The 24,805-nt window shown below is 43.4% G+C and carries 17 protein-coding genes; 8 read left to right on the top strand and 9 right to left on the bottom strand.

Translation table 11 applies throughout. The features are described from left to right. The first annotated feature begins 285 nt into the window (after window positions 1–285). The 3 genes from H6F66_RS18615 to H6F66_RS18605 all read left to right on the top strand — a co-directional run bounded on the left by H6F66_RS18615 (window position 286) and on the right by H6F66_RS18605 (window position 8,307). Entirely contained in the window at window positions 286–1,779 is a 1,494-nt protein-coding gene (locus H6F66_RS18615) for an ATP-binding protein (protein ID WP_190424037.1), read from the top strand. Between the two features lie 156 nt (window positions 1,780–1,935). Further along, the gene (locus H6F66_RS18610; protein WP_190424114.1) at window positions 1,936–3,462 is read left to right on the top strand and encodes a HAMP domain-containing sensor histidine kinase; all 1,527 of its coding nucleotides are present in this window, start codon (window positions 1,936–1,938) and stop codon (window positions 3,460–3,462) included. Between the two features lie 435 nt (window positions 3,463–3,897). After that, window positions 3,898–8,307: a PAS domain S-box protein gene (locus H6F66_RS18605; protein WP_190424035.1), complete on the top strand. Its 4,410-nt coding sequence runs from the start codon at window positions 3,898–3,900 to the stop codon at window positions 8,305–8,307. A 64-nt stretch (window positions 8,308–8,371) separates the two neighbouring features. On the opposite strand, the gene H6F66_RS18600 is transcribed toward H6F66_RS18605, so the two are convergent. Next, a complete protein-coding gene (locus H6F66_RS18600; RefSeq protein ID WP_190424033.1) occupies window positions 8,372–9,010 on the bottom strand; it encodes a L,D-transpeptidase in 639 nt (212 codons plus the stop codon). A 289-nt stretch (window positions 9,011–9,299) separates the two neighbouring features. Here H6F66_RS18600 and H6F66_RS18595 point away from each other — a divergent pair, with 289 nt between their 5' ends. After that, a complete protein-coding gene (locus H6F66_RS18595; RefSeq protein ID WP_190424032.1) occupies window positions 9,300–9,764 on the top strand; it encodes a hypothetical protein in 465 nt (154 codons plus the stop codon). 152 nt (window positions 9,765–9,916) lie between these two features. Here the strand turns inward: H6F66_RS18595 and rimM are convergent, their stop codons facing one another. The 3 genes from rimM to H6F66_RS18580 form a co-directional block, all read right to left on the bottom strand. Then, on the bottom strand, window positions 9,917–10,570 hold the full coding sequence (gene rimM / locus H6F66_RS18590; RefSeq protein WP_199295277.1) for a ribosome maturation factor RimM: 654 nt from the start codon (window positions 10,568–10,570) through the stop codon (window positions 9,917–9,919). 171 nt (window positions 10,571–10,741) lie between these two features. Beyond that, the gene (locus H6F66_RS18585; RefSeq protein ID WP_190424030.1) at window positions 10,742–11,680 is read right to left on the bottom strand and encodes a DUF4394 domain-containing protein; all 939 of its coding nucleotides are present in this window, start codon (window positions 11,678–11,680) and stop codon (window positions 10,742–10,744) included. Between the two features lie 267 nt (window positions 11,681–11,947). Continuing rightward, window positions 11,948–13,228, bottom strand: coding sequence for a valine--pyruvate transaminase (locus tag H6F66_RS18580; protein WP_190424028.1), 1,281 nt, complete (start codon window positions 13,226–13,228; stop codon window positions 11,948–11,950). 476 nt (window positions 13,229–13,704) lie between these two features. Here H6F66_RS18580 and glgP point away from each other — a divergent pair, with 476 nt between their 5' ends. The 3 genes from glgP (at window position 13,705) to H6F66_RS18565 (ending at window position 17,563) form a co-directional block, all read left to right on the top strand. Next, entirely contained in the window at window positions 13,705–15,900 is a 2,196-nt protein-coding gene (glgP, locus tag H6F66_RS18575) for an alpha-glucan family phosphorylase (RefSeq protein ID WP_190424026.1), read from the top strand. Window positions 15,901–16,054: 154 nt separating this feature from the next. Next, window positions 16,055–16,861 carry a Tab2/Atab2 family RNA-binding protein gene (locus H6F66_RS18570; RefSeq protein WP_190424024.1) on the top strand — a complete coding sequence of 269 codons (807 nt, stop codon included), beginning with the start codon at window positions 16,055–16,057 and terminating at the stop codon, window positions 16,859–16,861. A gap of 327 nt (window positions 16,862–17,188) precedes the next feature. After that, on the top strand, window positions 17,189–17,563 hold the full coding sequence (locus H6F66_RS18565; RefSeq protein WP_190424022.1) for a hypothetical protein: 375 nt from the start codon (window positions 17,189–17,191) through the stop codon (window positions 17,561–17,563). Window positions 17,564–17,598: 35 nt separating this feature from the next. Here the strand turns inward: H6F66_RS18565 and H6F66_RS18560 are convergent, their stop codons facing one another. The 3 genes from H6F66_RS18560 to H6F66_RS18555 all read right to left on the bottom strand — a co-directional run bounded on the left by H6F66_RS18560 (window position 17,599) and on the right by H6F66_RS18555 (window position 20,336). After that, window positions 17,599–18,903 (bottom strand): response regulator, encoded by a 1,305-nt coding sequence (locus H6F66_RS18560; RefSeq protein ID WP_190424020.1) that lies wholly within the window; start codon window positions 18,901–18,903, stop codon window positions 17,599–17,601. Between the two features lie 271 nt (window positions 18,904–19,174). Further along, a complete protein-coding gene (locus tag H6F66_RS28995; protein WP_277873918.1) occupies window positions 19,175–19,303 on the bottom strand; it encodes a hypothetical protein in 129 nt (42 codons plus the stop codon). Between the two features lie 355 nt (window positions 19,304–19,658). Further along, window positions 19,659–20,336 carry a uracil-DNA glycosylase family protein gene (locus H6F66_RS18555; RefSeq protein ID WP_190424018.1) on the bottom strand — a complete coding sequence of 226 codons (678 nt, stop codon included), beginning with the start codon at window positions 20,334–20,336 and terminating at the stop codon, window positions 19,659–19,661. Window positions 20,337–20,508: 172 nt separating this feature from the next. Here H6F66_RS18555 and H6F66_RS18550 point away from each other — a divergent pair, with 172 nt between their 5' ends. Continuing rightward, entirely contained in the window at window positions 20,509–22,086 is a 1,578-nt protein-coding gene (locus H6F66_RS18550) for a Na+/H+ antiporter (protein WP_190424016.1), read from the top strand. 81 nt (window positions 22,087–22,167) lie between these two features. Here H6F66_RS18550 and H6F66_RS18545 read toward each other — a convergent pair whose 3' ends face one another. Both H6F66_RS18545 and H6F66_RS18540 read right to left on the bottom strand, forming a co-directional pair. Next, entirely contained in the window at window positions 22,168–22,995 is an 828-nt protein-coding gene (locus H6F66_RS18545; RefSeq protein WP_190424014.1) for a hypothetical protein, read from the bottom strand. A 219-nt stretch (window positions 22,996–23,214) separates the two neighbouring features. Then, complete coding sequence (locus tag H6F66_RS18540) at window positions 23,215–24,717, bottom strand: NAD(P)/FAD-dependent oxidoreductase (RefSeq protein ID WP_190424012.1); 1,503 nt, start codon at window positions 24,715–24,717, stop codon at window positions 23,215–23,217. Window positions 24,718–24,805: the final 88 nt, after the last annotated feature.

The following is a 24,805-nucleotide window of genomic DNA, read 5'->3' as shown; positions in this document are numbered from 1 at the left end:
GCGTTATTTAAGCCATCGCCAATTTATTAAATGCAAAAAAATATTTTATTTAATAACTATATAGATAGTTAGACTTGAATTTTATTCAGAAAAAACTTTATATTTTAATCTACAGAAAATAAAATTGATTTACAAGTTAAGATTTAATTAAGAAAAATTTTAGACTACATTAAAAGTGAATAAATATTGTCAGAAGAATTTTTATAATACAAATCAGCAAAATTGAGTGCTATCGTAAAAATACGATATTATTAAAAAAATTGAAATAACTAACTCAGGTATCTTATGGTTAGTTCGCAAAAGTCCAAGCCTGAATTATCAATATTACCGGAATTGGCTACCAAAAAGCTGAGTTTGGAGTCAACCCTTCAAGAGCTGTTACTATACGATTTTCAAATAGAAGCCTCATGCCAGGGCAAAGAAGTTGCTCAGAGGTTTGAAGTTAACAAGCTGTTGCCGGGAGTCATTTTAACCACAGAAAATAAATTTATGGGGATGATTTCGCGGGGGCGATTTTTAGAACAAATGAGCCGCCCTTATGGGCTGGAACTATTTTTAAAACGCTCTCTAAAATCGCTATATGAATTTGCAGGAACAAATTTTTTAAAACTACCAGGCGATACGTTAATTGTGACGGCAGCAAAATTGTCTTTGCAGCGTCCACCTGAGTTACTAAATGAACCGATTGTAGTAGAGTTGGCGGGAGTGTATCGGTTATTAGACGTACATCAATTACTGGTAGCTCAGTCTCAGATTCACGAACTGACAACTCAGCTTTTGGATGAGCAAACCAAAACCCAAATGTTGCAAGCAGAAAAAATGGCGACTTTGGGGCGGATGGTTGCTGAAATTGCCCATGAAATTAAAAATCCGGTTAACTGCATTAATGGTAATTCCGCATTTATGTCAACTTACTGTCAAGACTTGATGCAGTTAGTGGCAGCTTATGAAACAGAACCAAATAGATCAGCTAAAATTGCTGATATAAAAGAAGAAATTGAACTAGATTTCCTTTTGGAAGATTTGCCAAAGTTAATAGAAAGTATGAAAGTGAGCGCGGAGCGATTGACGAAAATCGTTAGCGGTCTACAAAACTTTTCTCACTTGGATGAAAATAAGCGTCAAACCGTTGATTTGCACGAATGTATTGAAAGTACCCTAATAATTTTAAATAATCCCCTAAAAAATGGCATTGAAGTGATTAAAAATTATGGGGATTTGCCGCTTGTAAGTTGTTACTCAGGACAACTGAGCCAGGTGTTTATGAATATTATCAGCAATGCAATTGATGCTTTAGGGGAAGCAAAAAGTAAGGAAAACGCTCATCCCAATTTCCTCCCAGCAAAAGATTGGCAACCCCAGATCCAAATTACAACTGAAGTTTTAGAAACCAAAGATTCTGAATGGGTAGTAATTAAGATTTCGGATAATGGGCCTGGAATTGAGCCGGAGATTCAAAAGCGGATTTTCGAGACGTTTTTTACCACAAAGCCAGTAGGTAAGGGGACAGGGCTGGGGTTGGCTATAAGTAATCAAATTGTTACGCAAAAGCATGGAGGTAAATTATTTGTGCGATCGCCTCGCTGGAATGCGGCTAATAGCCCCTCCCCGTCTCGGTTGTACGCTGCTAATAGCGTCTCCTCCCATACTGTAGGGGAGGGCCTTAGCAAAGTGGCTGCAAAGATAGCGACCTTAGAGCATCTAAACAGCGCAATCGGCATGGAAGATTCACAACCAAGCTTCGGCACGGAATTTGAGATCCTGCTGCCGCTTGTTTAATCGGCAGTAGCGCCAACTATATGTAACGCAGGCATATAAGCCTGGCCTCATGCAACGCCCCAGGTTAGAACTAACGTACCAAAAAATAATTGTAGAGAAAATATTTCCCGAAAGTAGTTGGAATCAGCCCAAAGTACAGGTGAAAGGCTGCGGGAGATGATAATCTATGTTAATAAGCTGAATCCAGCTTCTCTACTGCATTTTGGGCGTTGTGTGTTGGTATCAAATGGATTTATCTCACCTCCATCCTTGTCTCAGGGGAGCGATCGCGATCTCTCTACACAATCAGCCCTGAGAGAGTTACCCCTGTACAATTTTCAAGTTAAAACCACCTGCCAGGGTGTAGATGTCGCCCGCATTTTTGAGAAGCATCCCCTGCTACCTGGAGCAATCCTGATAGAACAGGGTAAGTTTGCAGGTATGGTTTCGCGGCGACGGCTCTTGGAGTGCCTGCTTCGTCCTCATCGGCTAGAGTTATTTTTGCACAAACCCCTGCAAGTTATCTACAGGTATGATCGCTCTGAGGTTTTAGTGCTTCCCGATAGTACGCCAATTCTGACAGCAACGCAGCAGGCACTGAAGCGATCGCCTGAACTGCGAGCAGAACCAATCGTGGTACAAGTGGGAGCATCTGACTATCGTTTGTTAGATGTTCAGGAATTGAACCTTGTTTCCTGGCAAATTAGAGGAATAGAAACTCAAGTACGATACGAACGCATCCAAGCGCAGATGATCCAAAGTGAAAAAATGGCTAGTTTGGGGCGTTTGGTGGATGGATTAGTACACGAAATTTTAGATCCAGTAAGCTTTATTTGGGGAAACTTAACTTATGTCTCAACCTACAGCGATAATTTACTAGAATTGCTGTCTGCTTATGCAGCGTATCTTACTGTTCCGCCTGAAGAAATTGCTGACCTAAAAGAAGATATTGAGTTAGATTTTATCCAACAAGATTTTCCCAGAGCAATTGGCAGCATCCGCTCAGGAGCAGAACGCTTAAAAAAATTGGTATCTGGGTTGCAAAACTTTTGCCATATTGATGATGTTTATCCTAAGCCTGCTGATTTACACGCTAATTTAGATAGTATTCTTTTGTTGTTAAAAAGTCGTCTGACCAGCGAGATTGAGATTATCAGAAATTATGGACATTTACCTCCAGTCCAATGTTACATTGGGCAACTGAACCAGGTTTTTATGAATATTCTCACAAATGCCATTGATGCGTTGATTGAGCAGGCAGTGCGAGAGAAGTATTCCCAAGAGTTTAAAGGGGGAATGCCAGCAGCAGATGCCATACAAAAGCCTCGTATTGAAATCACTACAAAGGTGTTTTCTCGGACTTTTACTAATCCTAATCCGGGAATCTGCGATCTTCGCTGGGTTTCTATTCTGATTGCTGATAATGGGCCGGGAATGTCTCCGGAATTACAGCAGCAAATTCTTGAATCTTTTTCTGTGCAAAAACGTGCTACTAAAGAAACCAGTTTATCGCTAAGTTATGAAATCGTGACAGCAAAGCACGGCGGAGAATTTAAAATGCGTTCGCGCAGGGTCTCCCAAGAAAAATCGCCTACCGTTAGCGATCGCCTATACGAAGCTGAATCACAAGTATCCGGAAATGAAAGCATAGAATCCCCTGTAAGCAGCGGTACTGAATTTGAGATTCTGCTGCCCTTAGTGTAACTTCGTAGGTTGGACTACCTGGTGCTGCTTTGTTTACCGCGCCCGTAGTGCGTGGCGTTTGAGGCTTCCGTACTCTACCATTTTAACTAAACCTTACTCAGCAACTATAATCATTTGTTGGGTTGCGCTGTCATACCACTACGCCCAAGCAAGCTACAACCACACCTACAATTATTTTAATTTATTACATAAACTATACTTGTAGTAGTTTTTCTGAATTATCCTAATACTAAAATATAAATAAACAACTACAGTTTTCGGCGCTTATATTATAAGTTTTTTCTGGCTTTTGGGAAGTCATTGTAATAAATCTCAATTTTTCCACTCAGGCAAATAACTTGCTTAAAATTAATTACTTCTGGATATTGGCAGTAGACAAAACTAGAGGTAAAACTTTGCCAATTTAAGACATTATCAATCAAAAATAAGGCATATATGCAGCCAACCCAAGACATCTTGCTTTATAACCTAATTAACGCTGCTTCCGGCTTTATTGTCGTTAAAGATAACCAGGGACGCTGGTTGATGGCAAATAACTACACAATAAAGCTATTTCGGTTATTAGGAGTAGATTATCAAGGTAAGACAAGCTTAGAACTAGCTGCATACACTGATGACAAAAGTCGGGCCGCTATTTTAGCTTGTGCTGCCTGCGATGAGACAGTTTGGCGTGAAGGAACTGTCAGCCATAGCGAACAAGTGATTCAAGATGGCGATGGGGAGATAAAGGTATTTGATATCAAAAAAACCCCGCTTTTCAACCCAGATGGCAGTCGCCAAAAGCTATTGGTGAATGGAAGCGACATTACTCGCGCCAAGCTTGCAGAACAAGCTTCTCAAGAGTGCGAACATCGGCTCCTACGCCAACAGACAGCACTTTTGGAACTGGCAAGTCGGAAATATGGGGAACTACAAGTGGCGTTGCGGGAAATTACAGAGGTGGCAGCGCGGACTCTTGGTGTAGAGCGGGTGAGCGTTTGGTTTTACAATCAAGACTGTTCCCAGATTTGCTGTGCTGACTTGTATGAATTGGGGAATAACTGCCATTCAAACGGGATGAAATTGGCGGCGGCGGACTATCCTAATTACTTCGCTGCGATCAAACAAAAGCGCGTGATTGCAGCTAGCGATGCTCGTAACGATCGGCGTACATCTGAGTTGGGATCGTATCTGGAGCTGGGCATTACGTCCATGTTGGATGCGCCGATTTCTGGATATGGGGTAATCTGCTATGAACAGACGGGGACGGTTCGGGAGTGGGCGTTAGATGAGCAGAATTTTGCTTGCGCGATCGCGCAAATGGTGGTTCTGGCAATTGAAGAATGCGATCGCCAGCGAACTGAGTTAGCGCTACGGGAGAGCGAAGTTCGCTACCGCAACATTGTTGAGGATCAAACTGAACTAATTGTCAGGCTTTCACCTGAAGGAAAGTTTACCTTCGTCAACGAGGCTTGCTGTCGCTATTTGGGCAAGCCGCGCCAGGAAATAATTGGCGATGACTTTATGCAATACATTTTAGAAGAAGACAGAGAAAGGGTAGCAAAGCATTTCGCCGCTTTGAGTCGAGAAAACCCGGTGGCGATGATTGAACATAAAGTCATACTTTCTAATGGTGAAATTCGCACTCACCAGTGGAGCGATCGCGCCATATTTGACCAGCAGGGATTGGTAGAGTTCCAGTCAGTAGGACGAGATATTACCGAGCGCAAGCAAACTGAAGAAGCATTAAAAGAAAGCGAAGAAAAATACAAAGTTCTGTTTCAGACATTTCCTCTGGGAATTTCCATTACAGATAAAGCTGGAAATATTATTGAAGCCAATAAAGCATCTGAAAAGATTTTATGTATATCTTCTGTAGAACATACCAATCGAACTTATGACTGCGAAGAATGGAAAATTGTTCGTCCTGATGGTACGCCAATGCCAACAAACGAATTTGCTATTGTGAAAGCATTAACTGAAAATCGAACTGTTGAAAATATAGAAATGGGGGTTGTAAAAAATAATAAAGAAATCACCTGGATCAATGTTACGGCTACTCCTATTATTCTAAAAAATTATGGAGTTGCTATCGCCTATTCTGACATCACCGAGCGCAAAGCTATGGAGCAGGCTTTGCGGGAAAGTGAAGAGCGCTTGCGATCGCTTCTCAATAGCGCGCCTTTGTTATTGTGGACATCTGACACCAATGGATTGTGTGACTTTTTCAATGAAGGTTGGCTGGAGTTTACTGGACGCACCCTGGAACAGGAACTAGGCAATAATTGGGTTCTAAACGTACATCCGGAAGATAGAGAAATTCGGCTGGATACGTACCTGTCAGCTTTTGCTGCACGTCAGTGCTTCCAGATAGAATACCGCATAAAACGTGCAGATGGAAAGTATCGTTGGGTTGTGGATAAAGGTGTTCCTCGCTTTAGGAGAGATGGAAGCTTCGAGGGTTATATTGGCTCGTGTTTTGACATCACGGAACGCAAGCAAGTAGAAGAATTCTTGAGAGCAAGCGAAGCTAAAAATCGCGCCCTTCTCGATGCTCTACCAGATTTAATGATGCGCGTTAGTAAGAAAGGCCAAATTTTGGAATGCAAAGCAGCGAAAGACATTTTTATGTTAGTCGTTCCAGAGGCATTGGTTGGTAGAACCCTGTGGGATTTTTTGCCGCCAGAGGTAGCACAAGAAGGGATGACTTATATAGAGCGATCGCTCTCGTCTGGCGAAATTCAAACTTGGGAATGTCAGATTATCATTAACGACAGCGTGCGCGAATGTGAAGCTAGAATCGTCACCTGTTCTCAAGGTCGGGAAGAGGAAGTTTTAGCTATTATCCGCGATATCACCGAACGTAAGCAAGTAGAAGAAGCGTTACACCGACGCGAACAAGAATTTAGAGCGTTAGCTGAAAACGCCCCTGATATTATTACCCGGTTTGATAAACAACTGCGTCATCTCTACGTAAACCCAGCGGCTAGAAAGGCTTCTGGGCTTTCTCCCCAGGCATTCATTGGGAAAACTAATCGAGAGTTGGGTATGCCTGATGATGTAGTATCTTTCTGGGAAAAAGCGATGTGGGAAGTCTGGGAAACAGGCTGCGAAAGTAAGATAGAGTTTGAATTTTTAACACCCGATGGCTTAGCACATTATCAATCTAGAATAGCACCTGAATTTTCGGCAGATGGTTGTGTAGAATCCCTATTATGTGTTACTCGCGATATTAGCGATCGCATTGCTGCGGAAGAAGCACTAAAGAAATCAGAACAGAAACTTTCTCTCCACGTACAGCAAACCCCGCTAGCTGTAATCGAATGGAATATTAATTTTGAAATTGTGGAATGGAACCCGGCCGCCGAAGCAATTTTTGGTTATAAAAAACGTGAAGTTATCGGTAGTTCATGTGAAATAATTGTGTCTGACAATGCCAGGGAACAAGTCGATAAAATTTATACTAATCTGCTAACAGGTAAGGGTGGTAATCGCAGCACTAACGAGAATATAACCAAAGATGGTAGAGCTATTATTTGTGATTGGTATAACACGCCTTTAGTGGCTCCCAATGGAGAAGTGATGGGCTTTGCCTCCCTAGCTCTGGATATCACAGATCGCGTGCGAGCAGAAGCAGCACTCCGCCAGCAGACACAGCGAGAACGACTGGTAGCAGCTATTACCCAACGAATTCGCCAATCGCTGAATTTGGAGGAGATTCTTAACACCGCAGTCACAGAGGTGCGGCAATTACTGGAATGCGATCGCGTTTTCATTTATCGCATTTGCTCTGGAAAAAGGGGGAATGCGATCGCAGAAGCAGTGGTTCCTGAGTTGCCTAGTCTTCTAGGACAAACTTTTGATGAGGACGTTTTTCCACAAAGCTGCTACGAACGTTATAAAAACGGACAGGTTCGCGTAATCGACAACCTGGAGAATGAGGTAGAACCTTGCTTGGTGGCATTTTTGCAACGCTTAGAGGTAAAGGCTGAACTAATATCGCCTCTGGTTCTGGAATCGGTTGGCTCAAGTTCTAATGAAGGAATTAGAAACTGTGAAGTAGGGACTAGGATAGAGAGGCGAAATTTCCCAGCTCAACAATTTTCTATCCCCAATCACAAGTCACAAATCCCTAGTAAAGATGCCAATATATCGGCTTTAGTTACTGAAAAAGCCCAAGTTAATAGCGTTTCTGTTTGGGGATTGGTGATTGCTCATCAATGTAGTTCAATACGGACTTGGCAAGCGTTTGAAGTTAATTTGCTGCAACAGCTGACGACTCAGATAGCGATCGCTATCCAACAAGCACAACTATATCAACAGCTAGAGGAAGCAAACTATGAGTTACAGCGTTTAGCTTGCTTAGATGGCTTAACTCAGGTGGCAAATCGTCGTCGTTTTGACGAATATCTTGAGCGAGAGTGGCGGCGATTGGCACGGGAAAAAGCACCGCTAGCTTTGATTATGTGCGATATCGACTTTTTTAAACTTTATAATGATAATTATGGTCATCAAGCGGGAGATAGTTGTTTACAATTGGTCGCCGCTGCTATTAGTCAGATACTGAAGCGTCCTGCGGATTTAGTGGCTCGATATGGAGGCGAAGAATTTGTGGTAATTTTGCCTTACACTAAGACCCAAGGAGCGCTGAAAGTAGCACAGGACATACGCGATCGCATCCGAGAATTGCAGATTTTTCATCCCAAATCCCCAATAAGCCCATACATTACTTTGAGTTTGGGGGTCGCCGTTGTGGTTCCTCTTCCTGAATATTCCCCCGTCGAGCTGATTCATACCGCTGATCGAGCGCTTTATGAGGCAAAAGCAGCTGGACGCGATCGCGCTATTCTAAAAACTTGCCACTGAACATATTTCCTGGTTCCCTTCGGCGATACAGGGAACGAAGAAATCCTCCGTCCCCTGTCGCCAACTAACGTTCTACTACTACAGGTGTCCCAATAGCTACCTGTGCATACAAAGCTAAAATATCTTTATTTCGCATTCGGATACATCCGTGAGAAACTGCTTGTCCCACTAGCTGTTCTTGAGGCGTTCCATGAAATCCAATAAAATTTTTTCCGTCAGTCCAAAAACCTATCCATCTAGCTCCTAAAGGATTATCTGCCCCAGGAGGGATGACTTTACCAGACCAGGGATGTTCCCAAGATGGATTGCGTTGCATTGCTATAACTTTAAAGGTGCCTGTAGGTGTTTCCCAACCTGCTTTACCAACAGCAATTGGATAACTTCCTTTCACCTGCTTATCTCGATACACATAGACCTTGCGATCGCTTAATTTGATCACCAACTGAGTATCGGTTAGGGTACTTGTAGGGGACGCTTCCTCAATAGGAAGATATAGAGATGGTGAACCCAAAGGAGGCAATTTTGGTTCTGTAACAGGTGACAATTCCAGAGGAGGATTTCCCTCGTTAGTAGTTGCTGCACCTTCTTTTGTTGTCACTTGGGCAGAAACCTGTTGTCCCAGTGATAGCGCTACAATTGTTACACTTAAATAGAAAAGTTTTAAACTTTGAAGTAGCGAGTTGCCTCTAATAATTGCTGCCATTTCTTGCCTCTACTCTACGACTACTATCAAATCTTGCTTCACAGCCAATAAATCAAACAAAAGCAGACAAATTTAATTTTATCCCTAATTTATCCCATCGGTAAGTTTTTTTAAAACTAAGCGATTAATATTTGTACTACTAATGACCTATACATTCAGGTAGATTTCCATTAAAACAAAGATGGCTAGTATTTGGAAGATTAACTATGCCATGAATCAATTCATTGTTGAATAGGATTTGTACCGATAGTTGGCTTTGTTACTAAAATATTTTCGAGGAGAGAGTGAAATGCGTCTTCAAAAAACGAAAGTAATGACAGGTACGATGTTAACACTGTTGCTCTCCGGAGTATCAGTATTTCCAGCGATCGCGCAATCACCAGCCTCAACACAGTCCCCAGGCCAAACGCCAATGACTCCGGCTGGACAGCAGATGAACCAAACGCCAATGACTCCATCTGGGCAGCAGATGAACCAAACGCCAATGACTCCATCTGGGCAGCAGATGAATCAAATGCAGATGAATCCAGCCGGACAGCAGATGGATCAAATGCAAACGGAGCAAGAGGGAACTACAGATTCTACCCGCACCAATAGAATCCGTCGGCAAGAAGTGATTGAACAGCGCCGGACAATTGAAACTAGACCAGTTACCAGACCTACCAACACTCAGACCGAACCTACAATAACTGAGCCTGTTGATACTGCACCAGCTGCTACGGAAAATACAGCTCCTGTGAGAGCGCTTTGGTAACTTTCTAGCAGTGTTTGACTGATTCAAACATGGAACAACTTAGCGATGTCGTTCTCTGGAGCGGCATTTTTCATTTTGGGAATGCGATCGCGCTTTGACATCTAAATATAATTAACTTCTTCCCATTGGGAAGAAGTTAATCGATTAGGCACCTAAACGTCCAGCAATCCCGGAGGCGGCGTAATCTCAATTCGTCCGGCTTGCAAGTCTACCACTGGCACAATCTCTTTCACAAACGGGATCAAGAGGTTTATTGGCTGTGGCGGTTTGGAGCGGATTTTTTTGATTTTACTGGTTCTGGTGATCTCCCCTTTGCTAGGTTTATCCGTTTCCTCAACTGCGGGAACTGGTGGCTCGTGCCGCTTCACTTCTAGTAGAGTGTTACCAGCAGCGATCGCATTCACCACAACACCAAGATTTTCTCCGGTGGGTTGGTTAATCACTTCCAAACCAATCAAGTCCATAACATGAAATTCGTCTTCTTCCAGGGTTGGGCGATCGCTTGCCCTCACCAGTAACTTACAACCTTGCAACGCCTCGGCTTGGTTCCGATCATCTACGCCCATCAGTTGCACGACGTATATTTTTTTACCAGGAATATATCGTCCTGTCACTAATTCGACTGGTTGTAGTTCCGTTTCCCCCGGCCGCAACAGCCAACGCACTCCGGGTTCCTCAAAGCGTTCCGGAAAGTCCGAGTCAGGATAAACTCGTAACTCGCCCTTCAACCCTTGTGCTGCAACAATTGTACCGACTTCTAGCCAGTCATCGGATGAGAAATTTTCTTTAGGCGAGCTGCTTATCAATTCCAACTTTCTCTACTTCTTACCTATTAAAATATTATAATTTTGAAGTTAGTTTTGGTAGCAATTTTGTCTACCATCAATTGATATTATAACATTTCTCTCTTAAGACTTTAAAAAAAAATTAGGAGTTATTAATTTAAAACTAATAACTCCTAATTCTCCCAAACTATACTAACTAAGCGACTTAACGCTGCGGCGGCGACGGAATAAGCCAAGAAGACCGAACCCAATTAAAGAGCTAGTAACAGCAGGTTCAGGAACTTGGGTAGCAGCAAGACCGACAATATTGCCAGAATCAGCACTACTGAACGTCCCCAAAGTTGTAGCAGCACCAGTAGTCAAATTGATGTTGTAGATATTGGAACCGGAAGCTGCATAGGCAGTATTCACTCCACTAACAGGAGAGAAAATGTCAAAGCCTCCGGTGGAACCAAAGTCAATGCCCAAGGAACCGATAGTCGTTAGAGTCCCATTGTTAGGGGGGCTCTGCAAAACTAAGGTGTCAAGGTTGGCATCAATCCCAAACAGCTGAGTTGTCCGAGTTGGGGAGGGCGCTCCCGCGAACGAATTAGTGTAAGCCGCAGCTGTGATACTAGGGTTAGCTCCTTCGTTGGCATCTCCAGCTGCATAAGCTAAGTTTCTATCTGGTTGAGTACCTGGAGTAAGGAGATCAAAATCTGCAACAGCACCTGTATCCACGTTGAGGCGGAAGTTTTGGTCATTGCTAGCCACAAGCCGTAGGCGGTCTACTACTGGGTTGAAGTCCACTCCTGATTCGATTCCTCCACCGAAGGGAAGGGAGAGTGTACTGACAAAAGTTGCGGCACCGGTGGAGGAGTCAATGGTGTAGATTTTGTTAGTGCTGGAGATACCGTAGAGCTGACGGTCAGCTGGACGAAGGTCAATGCCTAGCAAGGTGCCATCAACTCCAGTGACACCAACAGTTTTCTTGACCTGAGAAAAGTTGTTATTGAAGAAAACAAGGGTGTTACTGTCGTTTAAACCGATTAGCTGGAGGGTTGCTGCCGCAGCTGTGGCAACATCAAGCAAATTTAACACTGTTGCTGCTGCGATCGCACTGAGGACTGTACCAAACTTATTAAACTTCATGGGAATATCTCCTGATAATTTCTCAAAGCTGGAGAGCGAAATTTAGACCACCCTGTAAAGCAGCGTAAATCTACGTAGCTTTCCAATCGTCCTGCTCTAGAGTACGCAGAAGTTGCCCATACGGTTTTTTCTCAAGAGCTAGTTTTACCTAATCTTTAAATTAGCCGTCCTTTTTGGCATATTTATGAAATTTTGATAAAGGAATAGTCGAAACTACGGATAGTAGAAATACGCCTAGCTAAAAGTAGAAACTCGCTAAGATTATTTTTAACTTAGTGCTGCCTTCAGATAAACCTGTTCTACCACCTTAGCCAAACGCTGCATCCCAGTTTCAATTTCCGGATCTGTAGCCGTGAGGCTGATGCGGATACACTGTTGCTTGTGCGCCCATTCTTCTCGCAAACCGGGGAAGAAGGAACTACCGGGTACAACAATTACACCCACCTGTTTAAGTTGCTGATAGAATTCCCAGTCAGTAATTGGTAAATCTTCCAACCACAACCAAGCAAAGATTGCGCCTTCGCCGCGATGCAAAAACCAAGGTAAATCCTTGGGCATTGAACTGTCTAAAGTGTTTTCTACTACATCAAATTTTTTCTGATAGTATGGGCGAATCACATTTGTAGCGATATCTGCAAGAGTACCGCTTTCAATCGCACGGGCCGCGATCGCTTGTCCATACCGAGACGAATGGATACACATATTAGTCTGGAAACACTCCAGCACTTGAATCATCCGCTCATCCCCAATCGCAATGCCAATCCGCTCTCCCGGTAAACCCGCCTTCGATAAGCTCATGCAGTGCAGGATATTATCGCCAAACAACGGGGTCATCTCTGTAAAATTTAATGCCGGAAATGGTGGCGCATACGCAGAGTCTATCAACACAGGCACATTGTAAGGCGCAGCCAAAGCCGCAATCTTGCGAACCTCATCATCTGTCAGCACATTGCCCGTAGGATTGCAGGGACGGGAGAATAAAACGCAACCAGTATTCTCAGTAATAGTCAGTTGGCTAAAGTCCGGGCGATACTTAAATCTGTGAGCAGGGGCATCAATATCCAAAGCAGGCTTATAGGCAAATAACGCCTCTGGCACCAAAGTAATCCCACCGTAACCCGTATAATCTGGACTCAACGGGAGAATAATTTGCTTGAGTTCGCCGCTGGTAGTGTAACCCCCAAAGGCATTAGCAGCAAAGAAATACAGAGTTTGGCTGCCTGGAGTAATTAATACATTCCGAGCAGTTAACTTCAAGCCATAGCGACGATTAAAATCCTTAACCACAGCGTCAATCAAAGGCTGATATCCTTGACTTGAGCCGTAACGGCAAACTACCTCGCCGTAATCTGAACTGGACAGCAATTCTGTGGTATAGTCGCGCCACAATTGCTCAACTTCCGGCAAAATCACCGGATTTCCAGCGCTTAAATTGATAAATTCCTGCCCACTACCTGCTTGCAAAGTTTCAATAATGTCCTTCATAATGGCGCGAACACCAGTTAAACGAGACATCTGATCGCCAAATTGAGTCAGGGCAGGGTTCATAGTCAGCGGTAAAGGGTAATTGGGAAAAAGGTAAGGGTTTTATCCCTAATACCAATTTAACTGCAAATGCCCCAGCACTTATGTAGAACTACTTTTCTTTCCGTTGTTTCCTTCCTTGGTGTCCTAAGCGTAGATCCCACCAGCGCGGCGTTGAGGTTCATGATTCCTCCTTCTCCCTTCCATGAGCAAGGACAAAATTGCTGAAAAATCAGATTAGTTTATGTAAAGTATCTTAAATTTGCCTTAAAAAACAATAAACAGTGTAAAAAATAACTTTTTGTCCTGGTAAATTTGGCAAGCTATAACTCATTCCTGATACGGTTATATTCTCAACCGTGAATACTCCTATCCCGAATCAGTATCTGAGTGTGAGCCGAACGAGAAATAACGAGATCGGGATTGGCCTAATCTGAAACCTATCTTCACTCTCGTTTCTCGTGAAGAATAAGCCTGCTACCGTGAATTAAATCGAATTTATGACAACAATTGAGACGCTGCGAGCAAAGCTACCATTCCCACTGAAACGACTAGCAGATTTGGCATACAACTACTGGTGGAGTTGGAGTTGCGATCGCACATCCCTATTCCAGAATATCAACCCCGACGAATGGCAGCGCTGCGGACACAACCCCGTCGCCATTCTGGAATCTGCCTCCTACGTGCGACTCACCCAACTAGCGAAAGAACCAGCATATATCAAGCGGGTGAAAGCACTAGCCGATCAACTTGACCGCTACCTGGCAGAAAAATCGCCTTGGGCTAGTCGCGTCGCCCCGCAAATCTCCCCAGAACGACCAGTAGCGTATTTCTGCGCCGAATTTGGCATCCACGAATCCTTACCCATCTACTCCGGCGGCTTAGGAATCTTAGCAGGCGACCACCTCAAATCTGCCTCAGATTTAGGCGTGCCAATGGTAGGCATCGGCTTAATGTACCGCCAAGGTTACTTCCGACAACGGTTAAATCGGGGTGGTTGGCAAGAAGACTACTATGTTGACAATCACTTTGACCAGATGCCCCTAGAGTTGATGAAAAATCAGCAAGGGGAACCCATCACAATTGAGATGGAAATCCGGCAACGCATAGTCAAAGCACAAATTTGGTTAGCGCGAGTCGGGCGAGTTAAACTTTACCTACTCGATAGCGATCGCCATGACAACGACCCGATAGACCGTTGGCTAACGGGACACTTGTATGGTGGCAACCAAGAAACGCGCATCGCCCAAGAAGTAATGCTGGGAATTGGCGGTGTCCGGGCGCTGAAAGCATTGGGGATCACTCCCTCCGTGTATCACCTGAACGAAGGTCACGCGGCATTCTGCACCTTGGAAATAGCGCGGCAAGAAATTCAGCGTAGCGGCAAGTCTTTCTATGATATCGAAGCTGACGTGCGCGAAGCTTGTGTCTTCACCACCCATACCCCCGTTCCCGCAGGTCACGATGTCTTCTCCTCAGACCTGATGGATTCTTACTTCGCCCACTACTGGCCGACGCTAGGCTTGTCTCGCGAACAATTCCTGGCACTCGGTGCAAGACGGCTAGGCGATCCTTGGGAACCCTTCGGCATGACCGTCTTAGCCTTGCGGATGTGTCGCACTGCCAACGGCGTTAGCGAACTCCACGGCGAAGTATCCCGCAAGATGTGGAATATTCTCTACCCAGATCGCAAAGAAGACAAAGTACCAATTGCTCACATTACCAATGGTGTCCATGCGCGTACTTGGACAGCACCCCTAATTAGCGATTTGTATTCCCAGTACCTGGGTGAAGATTGGTCAACCCGCATGGTTGATCCCAAGACTTGGGAAAAAGTAGACGAAATTCCCGATGAAGAAATCTGGTGGCGGCACCAAGTTCTCAAAGAGCGCCTGATTGCCCACACCCGCGCTAAGGTGAAAATGTCAAGGCAAAATCGCGGTGAAGAACAATTCCGCATTGATGCCGCCGACAAACTGCTAGACCCCAACGTGCTAACTATCGGATTTGCCCGGCGCTTCAGCCCATACAAGCGGGGTGACTTGCTAATGCGGGATGCAGAACGCGCCTTGAGGATTTTTGGCAATTTGGAAAAACCTGTGCAAATCGTCTTTGCAGGAAAAGCCCACCCCGCCGACGAAGAAGGCAAGCGGATTATCCAACGGTTGATGGAATGGTGCAAGCACCCAGATATTCTCAACCGAGTTGCCTTAGTTGAAGACTACGACATCTACACAGGACAAAAACTGGTGCAAGGTGTTGACGTTTGGCTAAATAACCCGCGTCGCCCTCTGGAAGCCTCCGGTACGAGTGGGCAGAAAGTCTGCTTCAACGGCGGTATCAATTGCAGCGTCCTCGACGGTTGGTGGTGCGAAGGTTATCAAGCTGATGCTAATGGAAAAGGTACCAACGGTTGGGCAATTGGTGAAGATGCCCACACCAGCGACCAAGAGTTGCAAGATCGGATTGATTCTGAATCTCTCTATCGCTTACTGGAAGAGGAAATTGTTCCTTTGTACTATGACCAAGATGAGAATGGAGTTCCCCATCGTTGGATTGGGATGATGAAAGCGTCGATTAAGACAAATTCGCCGCTTTTCAACACTGACCGAATGATTGCGGACTACGTTACTCAAGTGTACGCGCCGGGAACTTCAGTGGGTGCTGAACCAATTATGGCGAGTGTTCTAGCATGATTTTTCCAGTCTCAGCTTCGTTTTAATTCCACACTTCACTTCTTGAGGTTTGAATTAACTGAGTTTTGAGCTATTAGTAGGGTGGGCTGTGTCCACTCTACTTTTTTTTTTGAACCGCAAAGATGCTATAGGCCGCGAAGGAAGAGGTATTAAGATGGGTCGGGTTTGGCAGGCTGATTTTTATCGGTGTCCTCTCAAGGATGAAAACGGGCAGGTGTTGTGGGAGTTGTTGATTTGTGACTCCAGCCGCAGCTTTACCTATGAGGCGCTATGTCCCCAGTCGGAAGCGAATGCCAGCTGGTTAGCTGACCAGTTGCAACAAGCTGCTAATGGTCAGCTGCCGGATGTTATCCAAGTTTTTCGTCCCCAGTCGTTGACTTTACTTGAGGCGGCGGGGCGAAAGTTGGGTATTAAGGTGGAACCGACTCGACGCACTTATGCTTTAAAAAAATTGTTGCAGGAGGCGCAACAATCTCTCTCGCCTCTCGACAAACCGCCGCCGTTGCCATTGCCAGAAAACCTTTGGGGGGAGCAATGGCGATTTGCTACGCTTCCTGCTGGGAATTTGGAGGAAGCTTTTGCCGAACGTCCGATTCCAGTTCTGGAGATGCCAGAATTTCTCTTACCTATCAATTTGGGTTTAGCGTCAACAGTTCCAGTTCCCGGTGTGGCAATTTATGGTGGTCGTCAATCAATGCGTTTGGCGCGTTGGTTACAAGATGCCCGTCCTGTTTCTCTCAACTACATCGCTGGTGCGCCTGATGGTTTGATATTAGAAGCTGGATTGGTTGACCGTTGGGTTGTTGCTACTTTTGAAGATAAAGAAGTTGCCGACTCTGCCCAAATGTTTGAAAGGCGCAAACAACAAAGCCGAGGATTGCATTTTTTGCTGGTGCAACCTGATGATTCGGGGATGACTTATAGCGGTTTCTGGTTGTTGCAAGCAGAAAATTTTGATTGAAAGATTATTTTATTTAGTGCGATCGCAAGCTATGTAACCACAGATAGATGAAAGTTTTATCTCCCATCTGATGAGGGAATTTTTAATCAAGCGTTTATGAGAACCTGCCCATTAAGTATTAGATTATCAGAATTTGGTAGGCTGCGTTCAGGAAGGGAACCCAGCGCGAAAAATTCGGTTTTGTTTTTCAACTCAAACTACAAACGCAGTAATTTTGAAGTGTTACTCGGCGTAATTTGAGAGGAAGGAACTTAATTTAACAGTAATCAGTCAAGGCGATTTAAGAAACCATAGGTTTCAGGTTCCAACTAGCAAGTAAGGGAAACCATGAAAGTTATTAATGGAATTGCTTTGTTATTTGTAGGTTTAACACCTTTTATATGGTTAACCTGTTTTACAGAAAGTGATTTTTCACTTAATCCTTTCATTGACACAATAGTGCCTCCCGGATTTACAGAAGCAAAATTTGCTAGTATAAAAGTAGGAATGTCCAAAGATGAGGTTTTGAAAATATTGCCGCCACCCACATCTAGCACTTCTACATATTGTTATATTTTTAGACCGGATAAAAAACATAATTGCTGGTATTATGGCAATGATGGAGCAGCTTTATTGGGCGATTTTGCTTGGATTAATTTTGAAATAGCTTTTGATAAAGAAGGCAAAGTTATCAAGACAAACCGCTACGTTAACGCCGATTGATAGATACTTCTAAGCGCCACACGAATTAGTTGCTATCAATCAATAATCTCCGCCTTAACTGGAAGCGCGATCGCAAACTCTGAACCTTGTCCTGGTATTGATTTTACCTCCAGGGTTCCCCCATGCTTTTCTACCACAATTTGGCGGACAATCGATAATCCTAATCCCGTTCCTTTCCCCACGGCTTTAGTTGTAAAGAACTGGTCAAAAACTTTGTTCTTCGTATCTTCTGACATTCCTGCCCCATTATCTATAATCTTAATTACCACACCAGTGCCATCTTCAGTTAGGTTTGTGTGGATCGCGATTTGATTAGGATATGCTTTAATTTCCTCAAAAGAACGTTCTTGATTGGCTTCTTCTATGGCATCAATCGCATTTGCCAGCAGATTCATAAACACTTGGTTTATCTGTCCGGGATAACACTCTATATTGGGCAAACAGCCATATTCTTTAATCATGACAATATCGGGACGCTTTTCATTAGCTTTCAACCGATGTTGCAAAATCAAAATGGTGCTATCTATCCCCTCATGAATATTAAAAAAAACTTTGCGATCGCTATCTGTTCTAGAGAAAATTCTGATAGAGTTGCTAATATGGCGAATGCGTTCCGTTCCCTGTTGCATAGAACCGATGATTTTCGGCAAGTCTGTCAACAGATACTCTAAGTCAATATCTTCCGCATCCTCTAAAATTTTCATTCCTGGTTGAGAAAACTCTTGCTGATAAAGTTGTAAATGATTAACTAAAGCTTTAAAGTATTCTTCAGTATGCTCTAAATTAGCGGAAATAAATCCCACAGGATTATTTATTTCGTGGGCAATTCCTGCTACTAACTGACCAAGGGCAGACATTTTTTCTCGCTGGACGAGTTTGATTTGAGACTCTTGTAAGTCTTCTAATGCCAGAGAAAGTTCCGCTGTTCGTTCTACAACTTTTTTTTCTAAGTTTTTTGTCAAACTTCGCAGTTCTAAATGAGTTTTGACCCTAGCTAATAATTCCTCCTCTTGAAAGGGTTTGGTGATGTAATCCACGGCCCCCAAACTTAGACCTTTTACCTTACTATCTGTGTCGGAAAGGGCAGTCATAAAAATAACTGGAATATCGCAGGTGGCGGCATTTTCTTTCAAGCGCTTACAGGTTTCAAAGCCATTTATTCCTGGCATCATCACATCTAATAGAATCAAATCTGGCAAGCTATATTGAATCTGCTTCAGCGCCATTTCGCCATTTATAGCTGTAGCAATTTCAAAGCCTGCATCAGTTAATGCCTCAGATATTAATCGCAGATTAGTAGGAGTATCATCCACTACTAAAATAACATCAGCTTTTTGCATATGCGATTATTGCACTCCTGTTAATCTATATATTGATTAAATATTCTATTTGTTTCTGCATAAAAGCTCTTAGCTAAATGCACAATCGACTGGATAAATGGATCATATTTTATGTCTAATTGCTCTATTTTTTAGCTTCTTCTAGCAGTCATTTCAAGCGGCCCTGCTGGGCAAGGTGCAGGGCTAACCAGTAATATATGAGTGTATTCCTTCAGCCGCTTAACTTATGATTTTAAGTAAGAACCTGTCACCGATCAAACTATAGTCGGAATTATTGGAGTGTAGCAATTGTTGCTATTTCAGCCAGCCGAGTTGCTAACCATCCGTCGATTTCATCAACCTCTTGCTGTACTTTCAGAAGAGCATTTTGCTTTAAATTATCTAGAATCAAGTTACGCACAACTTCATAGCTGTAATAAGCAAATAGGCTGAATGCTAAAGTTATGCTGTCGATAATCAGGCTTACCCTAAAATTACGATATCAAAGCTATTTCATATTATCACAATGCCATAATTGAGTTAACATTGCCAACTTTATAGTTTGATTAAGTTAGTGATTTACGACCATAAATTCAGACAAATAATGGGCTTTTAGATAATATCAGTGGCTGTTTGTCTGACAAATTTCCGGTAACAAAGCTACAAAATTAGCATATAATCAACCCAAAGTAACTTGTGTTAGTACAATAAGTATGATATCAAAAAACCCTAATCAAGAATTGACAGAAATCACACAAATTACTGAAGGGGATCACTTACGGGAAGATTTCAGCAAGTCTAGCTTGAAGTAATTGGGGAAATTGGGCGTAGTATTTTTGATTGAGTGGGGAAGGATGAGGAAGTGGCAGTAGTTTTACTAGACGTTGATGCAGGTTGCCTTCAGTGTTTTGCACTTGAAGGGTAACTTGAATGCTGGCAGAGTAGCGATCGCTTCTTGCAAAAAACTGCTTCAATTCACCCTTAGCACCATAAGGGGCAAACCAATTAAACGCTTCATTCCCCAGCGTAATAATTTGATCTCCTTGCCAATGCAACACCAATAATCGCTCTAAAAACGGGCGAAATCGTTTTTTTACAGCCTCAGCGTATGCTTTGTTACCCGGTGGTTTGTAAGGCACCGTATTTGTAAGTAAAACGCGATCGAGGACAACTTGTAAATCGGTGTCCTTAGTGGGTTCCGTGGCTGCGATCGCACGGTACAAACCGCGACGCACAAAGCCACCAGCAGCACCATAAAGCGGTTGACCTGCCCGCACTTCATCTTTTCCCAAATCGCGGGCAAAAAAGCACAGCTTGCTCTCCAGATTGCCTGCATAGAGAATTGGCTGAGTAGGCTCCAAACTCGCTGCCTGATAAACTGGTTCATCGACGGGAAATGTTTCCCGTTGCGCTTCCTGCTGGATATCTGCAATTAACTGTTCAATGTCTGACATGAGGTATTTTATTCCTTAAGGTAGATGCAATAAATTGTGTGTAGGTACACATACATCTATTGAATGATACGATGTTCGCAATTCAACAGAGTATCCTATACAACCTCTAGATTGAAGGGTAAATTAAAAGCTACAGTGTTTTAGCTGAATAATTACAAATTTGGAGTTTCCTATGGTGATAGAAACTACTCTAGACGAAGCTTCCATTAAGCAAAGTTTGGAGCAATTTCTGCTAGTGTTGTCTATTTCCTTGAGTGTGGCGACACTCTCGCGAATTTTTAGTTGGTTACGCCAAATCCCCTACACATTGCTGCTGGTAATTGTCGGGTTATTTTTAGCATTTGTAGATGTGCGGTTGGTGAATCTGTCGCCAGAATTAATTCTAGAGATTTTTTTGCCTCCCCTACTATTTGAAGCTGCCTGGAATATTCGCTGGCGAGAGTTGAAGGATGATTTATTTCCAGTCACTTTGTTTGCCATCGTCGGTGTCATCATCTCCGTTGTTGGTATTGCATTTCCCCTCAACTGGCTGACTGGACTTCCTCTTACAACTGCCCTCCTGGTCGGTGCTTGTTTATCTGCTACCGATCCTGTTTCCGTAGTAGCTTTGTTTCGGGAACTGGGCGCTGGCAAACGCTTAACAATGTTGATGGAGGGAGAGAGTTTATTTAATGATGGCGTGGCGGTGGTGGCGTTTACGTTGCTAGTGGGAATCCCCCTGGGAACCAATGAGTTTGCACTAGACACTACAGTTGCTAGTTTTTTAGTATTTGTTGGTGTTGGGATTGGAATTGGCAGCTTAATTGGTTTTGGAATTTCCTACCTTACGCAACGTTTTGACTTGCCATTAGTAGAACAATCACTAACTCTTGTTTCCGCTTACGGCACTTATTTGATAACAGAAGAGTTAGGGGGTTCGGGGGTGATTGGGGTTGTCACAGTTGGCGTGATTTTGGGCAACTTTGGCTCTCGCATTGGCATGAACCCGCGCACCCGGTTACTGGTATCTGAATTTTGGGAATTTTTAGCATTTTTTGTAAATTCCATTGTTTTTCTTTTAATTGGAGACCAAATCCGCTACTCGCGTCTAGTGGATAATTTTGGTCTGATTGCGGTGACAATTGGGGCGGTATTGCTAACGCGAGCAATTGCTATTTATGGACTCAGTGCCTTGAGCAATTGGTTAGTTAAATCTCAAATAGGTTGGCGAGATCAAACAATACTTTGGTGGGGTGGTTTAAGAGGCTCAGTTTCAATTGCCTTGGCGGTAAGTGTACCCATTATTTTACCAGGAAGAGAGGAAATTATTGATATGGTGTTCGGCGTTGTGTTGTTTACTTTGTTAGTGCAAGGCTTGACAACTCAGTGGTTTTTGGAAAGATTAGGGTTGGTTGGAGATCAGCCGATACGCCAGCAATATTCAGAGGCGATTGCCCGTCGCGTTGCCTTAAATAGAGTGTTGAATTATTTATTGGAAGCTGGCAAAGAATTAGAAATCGATCAGGAGTTTTATCGTTACGAGTTAAATCTGGTTCAAGGACAACTCAAGAGTATTGAGGAGGAAATTGAGAAGCTGCAAAATCAATATCCTCAGTTGCGATCGCTTAATATGCAACAACTGCGAGAAAAACTCTTGGATATTGAAGCCGACACCTACGCTGAACTGATCCGTGCAGGACGTTTAAATAATCAACTCTCACCCGTATTGCAGGAAATTCTAGCTGAATCAACAGAGGATGAAAGGGAATAAAGTGGGGTGCGATCGCACCCCTAAACAAAACCATTTTTTCCCTTCTTCCTTCTCCCTTTGTGGTTTGTTTCTAAAATCGAATCAGCACCATAATTCTTGCTGCTTTTTTTTCATACTCTTAAGATGACGCATGACAACTGCAAAAGGATTGATGCCGTGTAATATTAGCAAAGTCATCCAGCAAATTGCCTTAATTTTACTAAAAGCTGTAGGTCGAGTTAACCACTCGTGAATCGCAATTCTAGCTTCATCTAGAAATCCGTCATACTCTTGTAAAATCGGAAAATCATGAAACACGGGTGCTTTTATTCCGTGAATGCCGCTTACCATGTATCTTCCCATCTGGATTCTTTCTAGTTGAGCAACCTCAAGATGGTATAAATCGTGATAATGAATCCGAACATTTCGGACTTTCACAGGCTCTTTCCTTACTTTAATCGGAATTAGGCTAATGCAACCAAGTTTTTTCTTTAATCTGACAATTAGAGGATTTGTTGTGCATACTGCTAAACACAACCTTACCCACGCGATATGATATCGAAATAAAGAAAATTTGTGTTGATTATCAAGAGCAAAATATTTTTGATTAACTTGACTCGCGCCTACGGTTAAGTCGTAGTCTATATCAGTAGGTACTAGAAACTGATCCTTTAATAATAGGAACGAATAATAAGGAAGTTCGGTATTGTCTGAATGAAATTCCATACACTCTTTTAATCGGCGCTTTAAGTTACATTGATAGTTATAAAGAGTGTTTGTTTCTAAGCGATCACGTCTTTTATAAATAACATAACCGCGTAACAATATTTGCTTCAGGCGACGCTCAAAACGCGGATCTGTGTTAGCAGTTGTCTTCATCAACAACGCCATAGCCAAAGCCTCTTTTTGCCGCTTCGAGAGTTGTTCCATAGCTTTTCCTGAAAAATATATTTTCCTTTCAGGTAAGATATTGTAGGTGTATCTCCCTATGGCAAAGACGCACTAATTACGGCTAAAGTTGCAGTTAACTGGGTGCTTGATTGGAGAATATAATTTTGGGGTATTCGGCTAGGCGATTATAGCGTAATCTACACCATCGCAGTCTAGCACCGTCGCCAAGTCGATAATTAAGAAAGTTTGATTTGAACTTCAAATTTTCAATAACTTTGCCGTTTCTTTCGGTGGAACTAAGGTATTTGCACACAAAATTCCAGACGCAGCAACAGCCGGAACGCCAATTCCTGGCATTGTGCTATCCCCCACCCGATACAATCCAGAAATCGGCGTTTGTGTACCTGGAAATATGCCTTTACCAGCTGCAATTGCCGGGCCGTATGTTCCCTGATAGCGGCGTAAGTAGTAAGCGTGAGTTAACGGTGTGCCAATAAGTTCTAATACAAAGCGATCGCGTATATCCGGAATTACTCTCTCTAACGCACAGAATAGAGATTGCGATCGCTCTTTTTTCCGCTCCTCATACCCTTCATCCCGTCGCCATCCCTCATAAGGTTCCAACGTGTAGGCGTGAACCACATGATGTCCCCCTGGCGCAAGATTAGCATCCCACACCGAAGGGATAGAAATCATGCAAGTATTCCCCGGTTCGGTAATATCTTTACTTGCATGGTGAACTACTACATGATGTCCGGTCAGATTTTCCAAACCCTCAGCGCGGATGCCTAAATGTAAGTGCATAAAACTATCAACCGCTGGTGTCTCTAAAGATTGCTGGCGATAAGACGGCGGCAAATCTTCGGGGCGCAATAACTTAGTATAAGTATCCCAAAGAGTAGCATTTGAAATTACTACGGGCGTGTTAATAACTTCACCATTCTTTAACTTAACACCTTTTACTTTGCTCGATTGGATTAATATTTGTTCAACATGAGCATTTAATTTTAATTCTCCGCCCCAACGCTTTAAACCGCGAACCAAAGCATCCACAATTGCGCCACTTCCCCCAATAGGATACTCGACACCAGCGCGAGAACGTTCCCACAACATAAATGCCACCTCTGGGGCAATTGTACCGTGTGCCTTAAGTCCAGAAAGTAGAAAACATTCCAAGTCAATTAAGCGCCGCACCCAAGGATCTCGCACCTCTCGATCCATCACATCGCCAACAGAACCTTGGAGGATTCTTAGATGCGGTAGCAGTTTCAATACAGATGGTAAATATTGACCTAAAATCACTGGTATCATCTGCCAATCTGCTCTCAAAGCAATAGTAGGAATCCCCCGCAGCGATTCGTAAAGAGGTAGTAGACGTTTTTCAAATTGTTCTAATTCTCTGGCACCTTGAGGCGTAATTTCAGCAACAGCTTGCCGATACCGTTCAGCATTACTGTAAACGGGAAAAGTGCCTTCAGGAAAGTGATAGTGACCCATAGGATCGTAGGGAACAGCTTGCAACGACTCTCCCAGAACTTCTAACACTTGCTGTAATGGATTCAGACCGCTTCCAGGGGTGAGTCCGCAATAAAATGAGGGGCCAGAGTCAAAATGAAATCCCTGCCGCGAGAAACTGTGTGCAGCACCACCAGCGATCGCGTGGCTTTCGCACACTAGCACCCGTTTTCCGTAACGGGCAAGTAACGCCCCTGCGGTTAAACCGCCAATTCCGCTACCGATAACAATTATATCTAAACTCATGTTAGGGCAATCTCATGTGATTTATGAAAACTATCTTTTTTTAAAGAAATGCAGAAACGCTGAGGAAGACAGAAAAGATGATTCTCTC

The sequence above is a fragment of the Trichocoleus sp. FACHB-6 genome, assembly GCF_014695815.1.
Lineage (GTDB): Bacteria > Cyanobacteriota > Cyanobacteriia > Cyanobacteriales > FACHB-T130 > Funiculus > Funiculus sociatus.
This window is presented reverse-complemented; position numbering and strand designations above follow the sequence as displayed.

What these genes read in the sequence shown, in the direction of transcription:
- H6F66_RS18615 (WP_190424037.1), top strand. Translation starts at nt 286, where the DNA reads ATGGTTAGTTCGCAAAAGTCCAAGCCTGAATTATCAATATTACCGGAA.
- H6F66_RS18610 (WP_190424114.1), top strand. Translation starts at nt 1,936, where the DNA reads ATGATAATCTATGTTAATAAGCTGAATCCAGCTTCTCTACTGCATTTT.
- H6F66_RS18605 (WP_190424035.1), top strand. Translation starts at nt 3,898, where the DNA reads ATGCAGCCAACCCAAGACATCTTGCTTTATAACCTAATTAACGCTGCT.
- H6F66_RS18600 (WP_190424033.1), bottom strand. Translation starts at nt 9,010, where the DNA reads ATGGCAGCAATTATTAGAGGCAACTCGCTACTTCAAAGTTTAAAACTT.
- H6F66_RS18595 (WP_190424032.1), top strand. Translation starts at nt 9,300, where the DNA reads ATGCGTCTTCAAAAAACGAAAGTAATGACAGGTACGATGTTAACACTG.
- H6F66_RS18585 (WP_190424030.1), bottom strand. Translation starts at nt 11,680, where the DNA reads ATGAAGTTTAATAAGTTTGGTACAGTCCTCAGTGCGATCGCAGCAGCA.
- H6F66_RS18580 (WP_190424028.1), bottom strand. Translation starts at nt 13,228, where the DNA reads ATGAACCCTGCCCTGACTCAATTTGGCGATCAGATGTCTCGTTTAACT.
- glgP (WP_190424026.1), top strand. Translation starts at nt 13,705, where the DNA reads ATGACAACAATTGAGACGCTGCGAGCAAAGCTACCATTCCCACTGAAA.
- H6F66_RS18570 (WP_190424024.1), top strand. Translation starts at nt 16,055, where the DNA reads ATGGGTCGGGTTTGGCAGGCTGATTTTTATCGGTGTCCTCTCAAGGAT.
- H6F66_RS18565 (WP_190424022.1), top strand. Translation starts at nt 17,189, where the DNA reads ATGAAAGTTATTAATGGAATTGCTTTGTTATTTGTAGGTTTAACACCT.
- H6F66_RS18560 (WP_190424020.1), bottom strand. Translation starts at nt 18,903, where the DNA reads ATGCAAAAAGCTGATGTTATTTTAGTAGTGGATGATACTCCTACTAAT.
- H6F66_RS18555 (WP_190424018.1), bottom strand. Translation starts at nt 20,336, where the DNA reads ATGTCAGACATTGAACAGTTAATTGCAGATATCCAGCAGGAAGCGCAA.
- H6F66_RS18550 (WP_190424016.1), top strand. Translation starts at nt 20,509, where the DNA reads ATGGTGATAGAAACTACTCTAGACGAAGCTTCCATTAAGCAAAGTTTG.
- H6F66_RS18545 (WP_190424014.1), bottom strand. Translation starts at nt 22,995, where the DNA reads ATGGAACAACTCTCGAAGCGGCAAAAAGAGGCTTTGGCTATGGCGTTG.
- H6F66_RS18540 (WP_190424012.1), bottom strand. Translation starts at nt 24,717, where the DNA reads ATGAGTTTAGATATAATTGTTATCGGTAGCGGAATTGGCGGTTTAACC.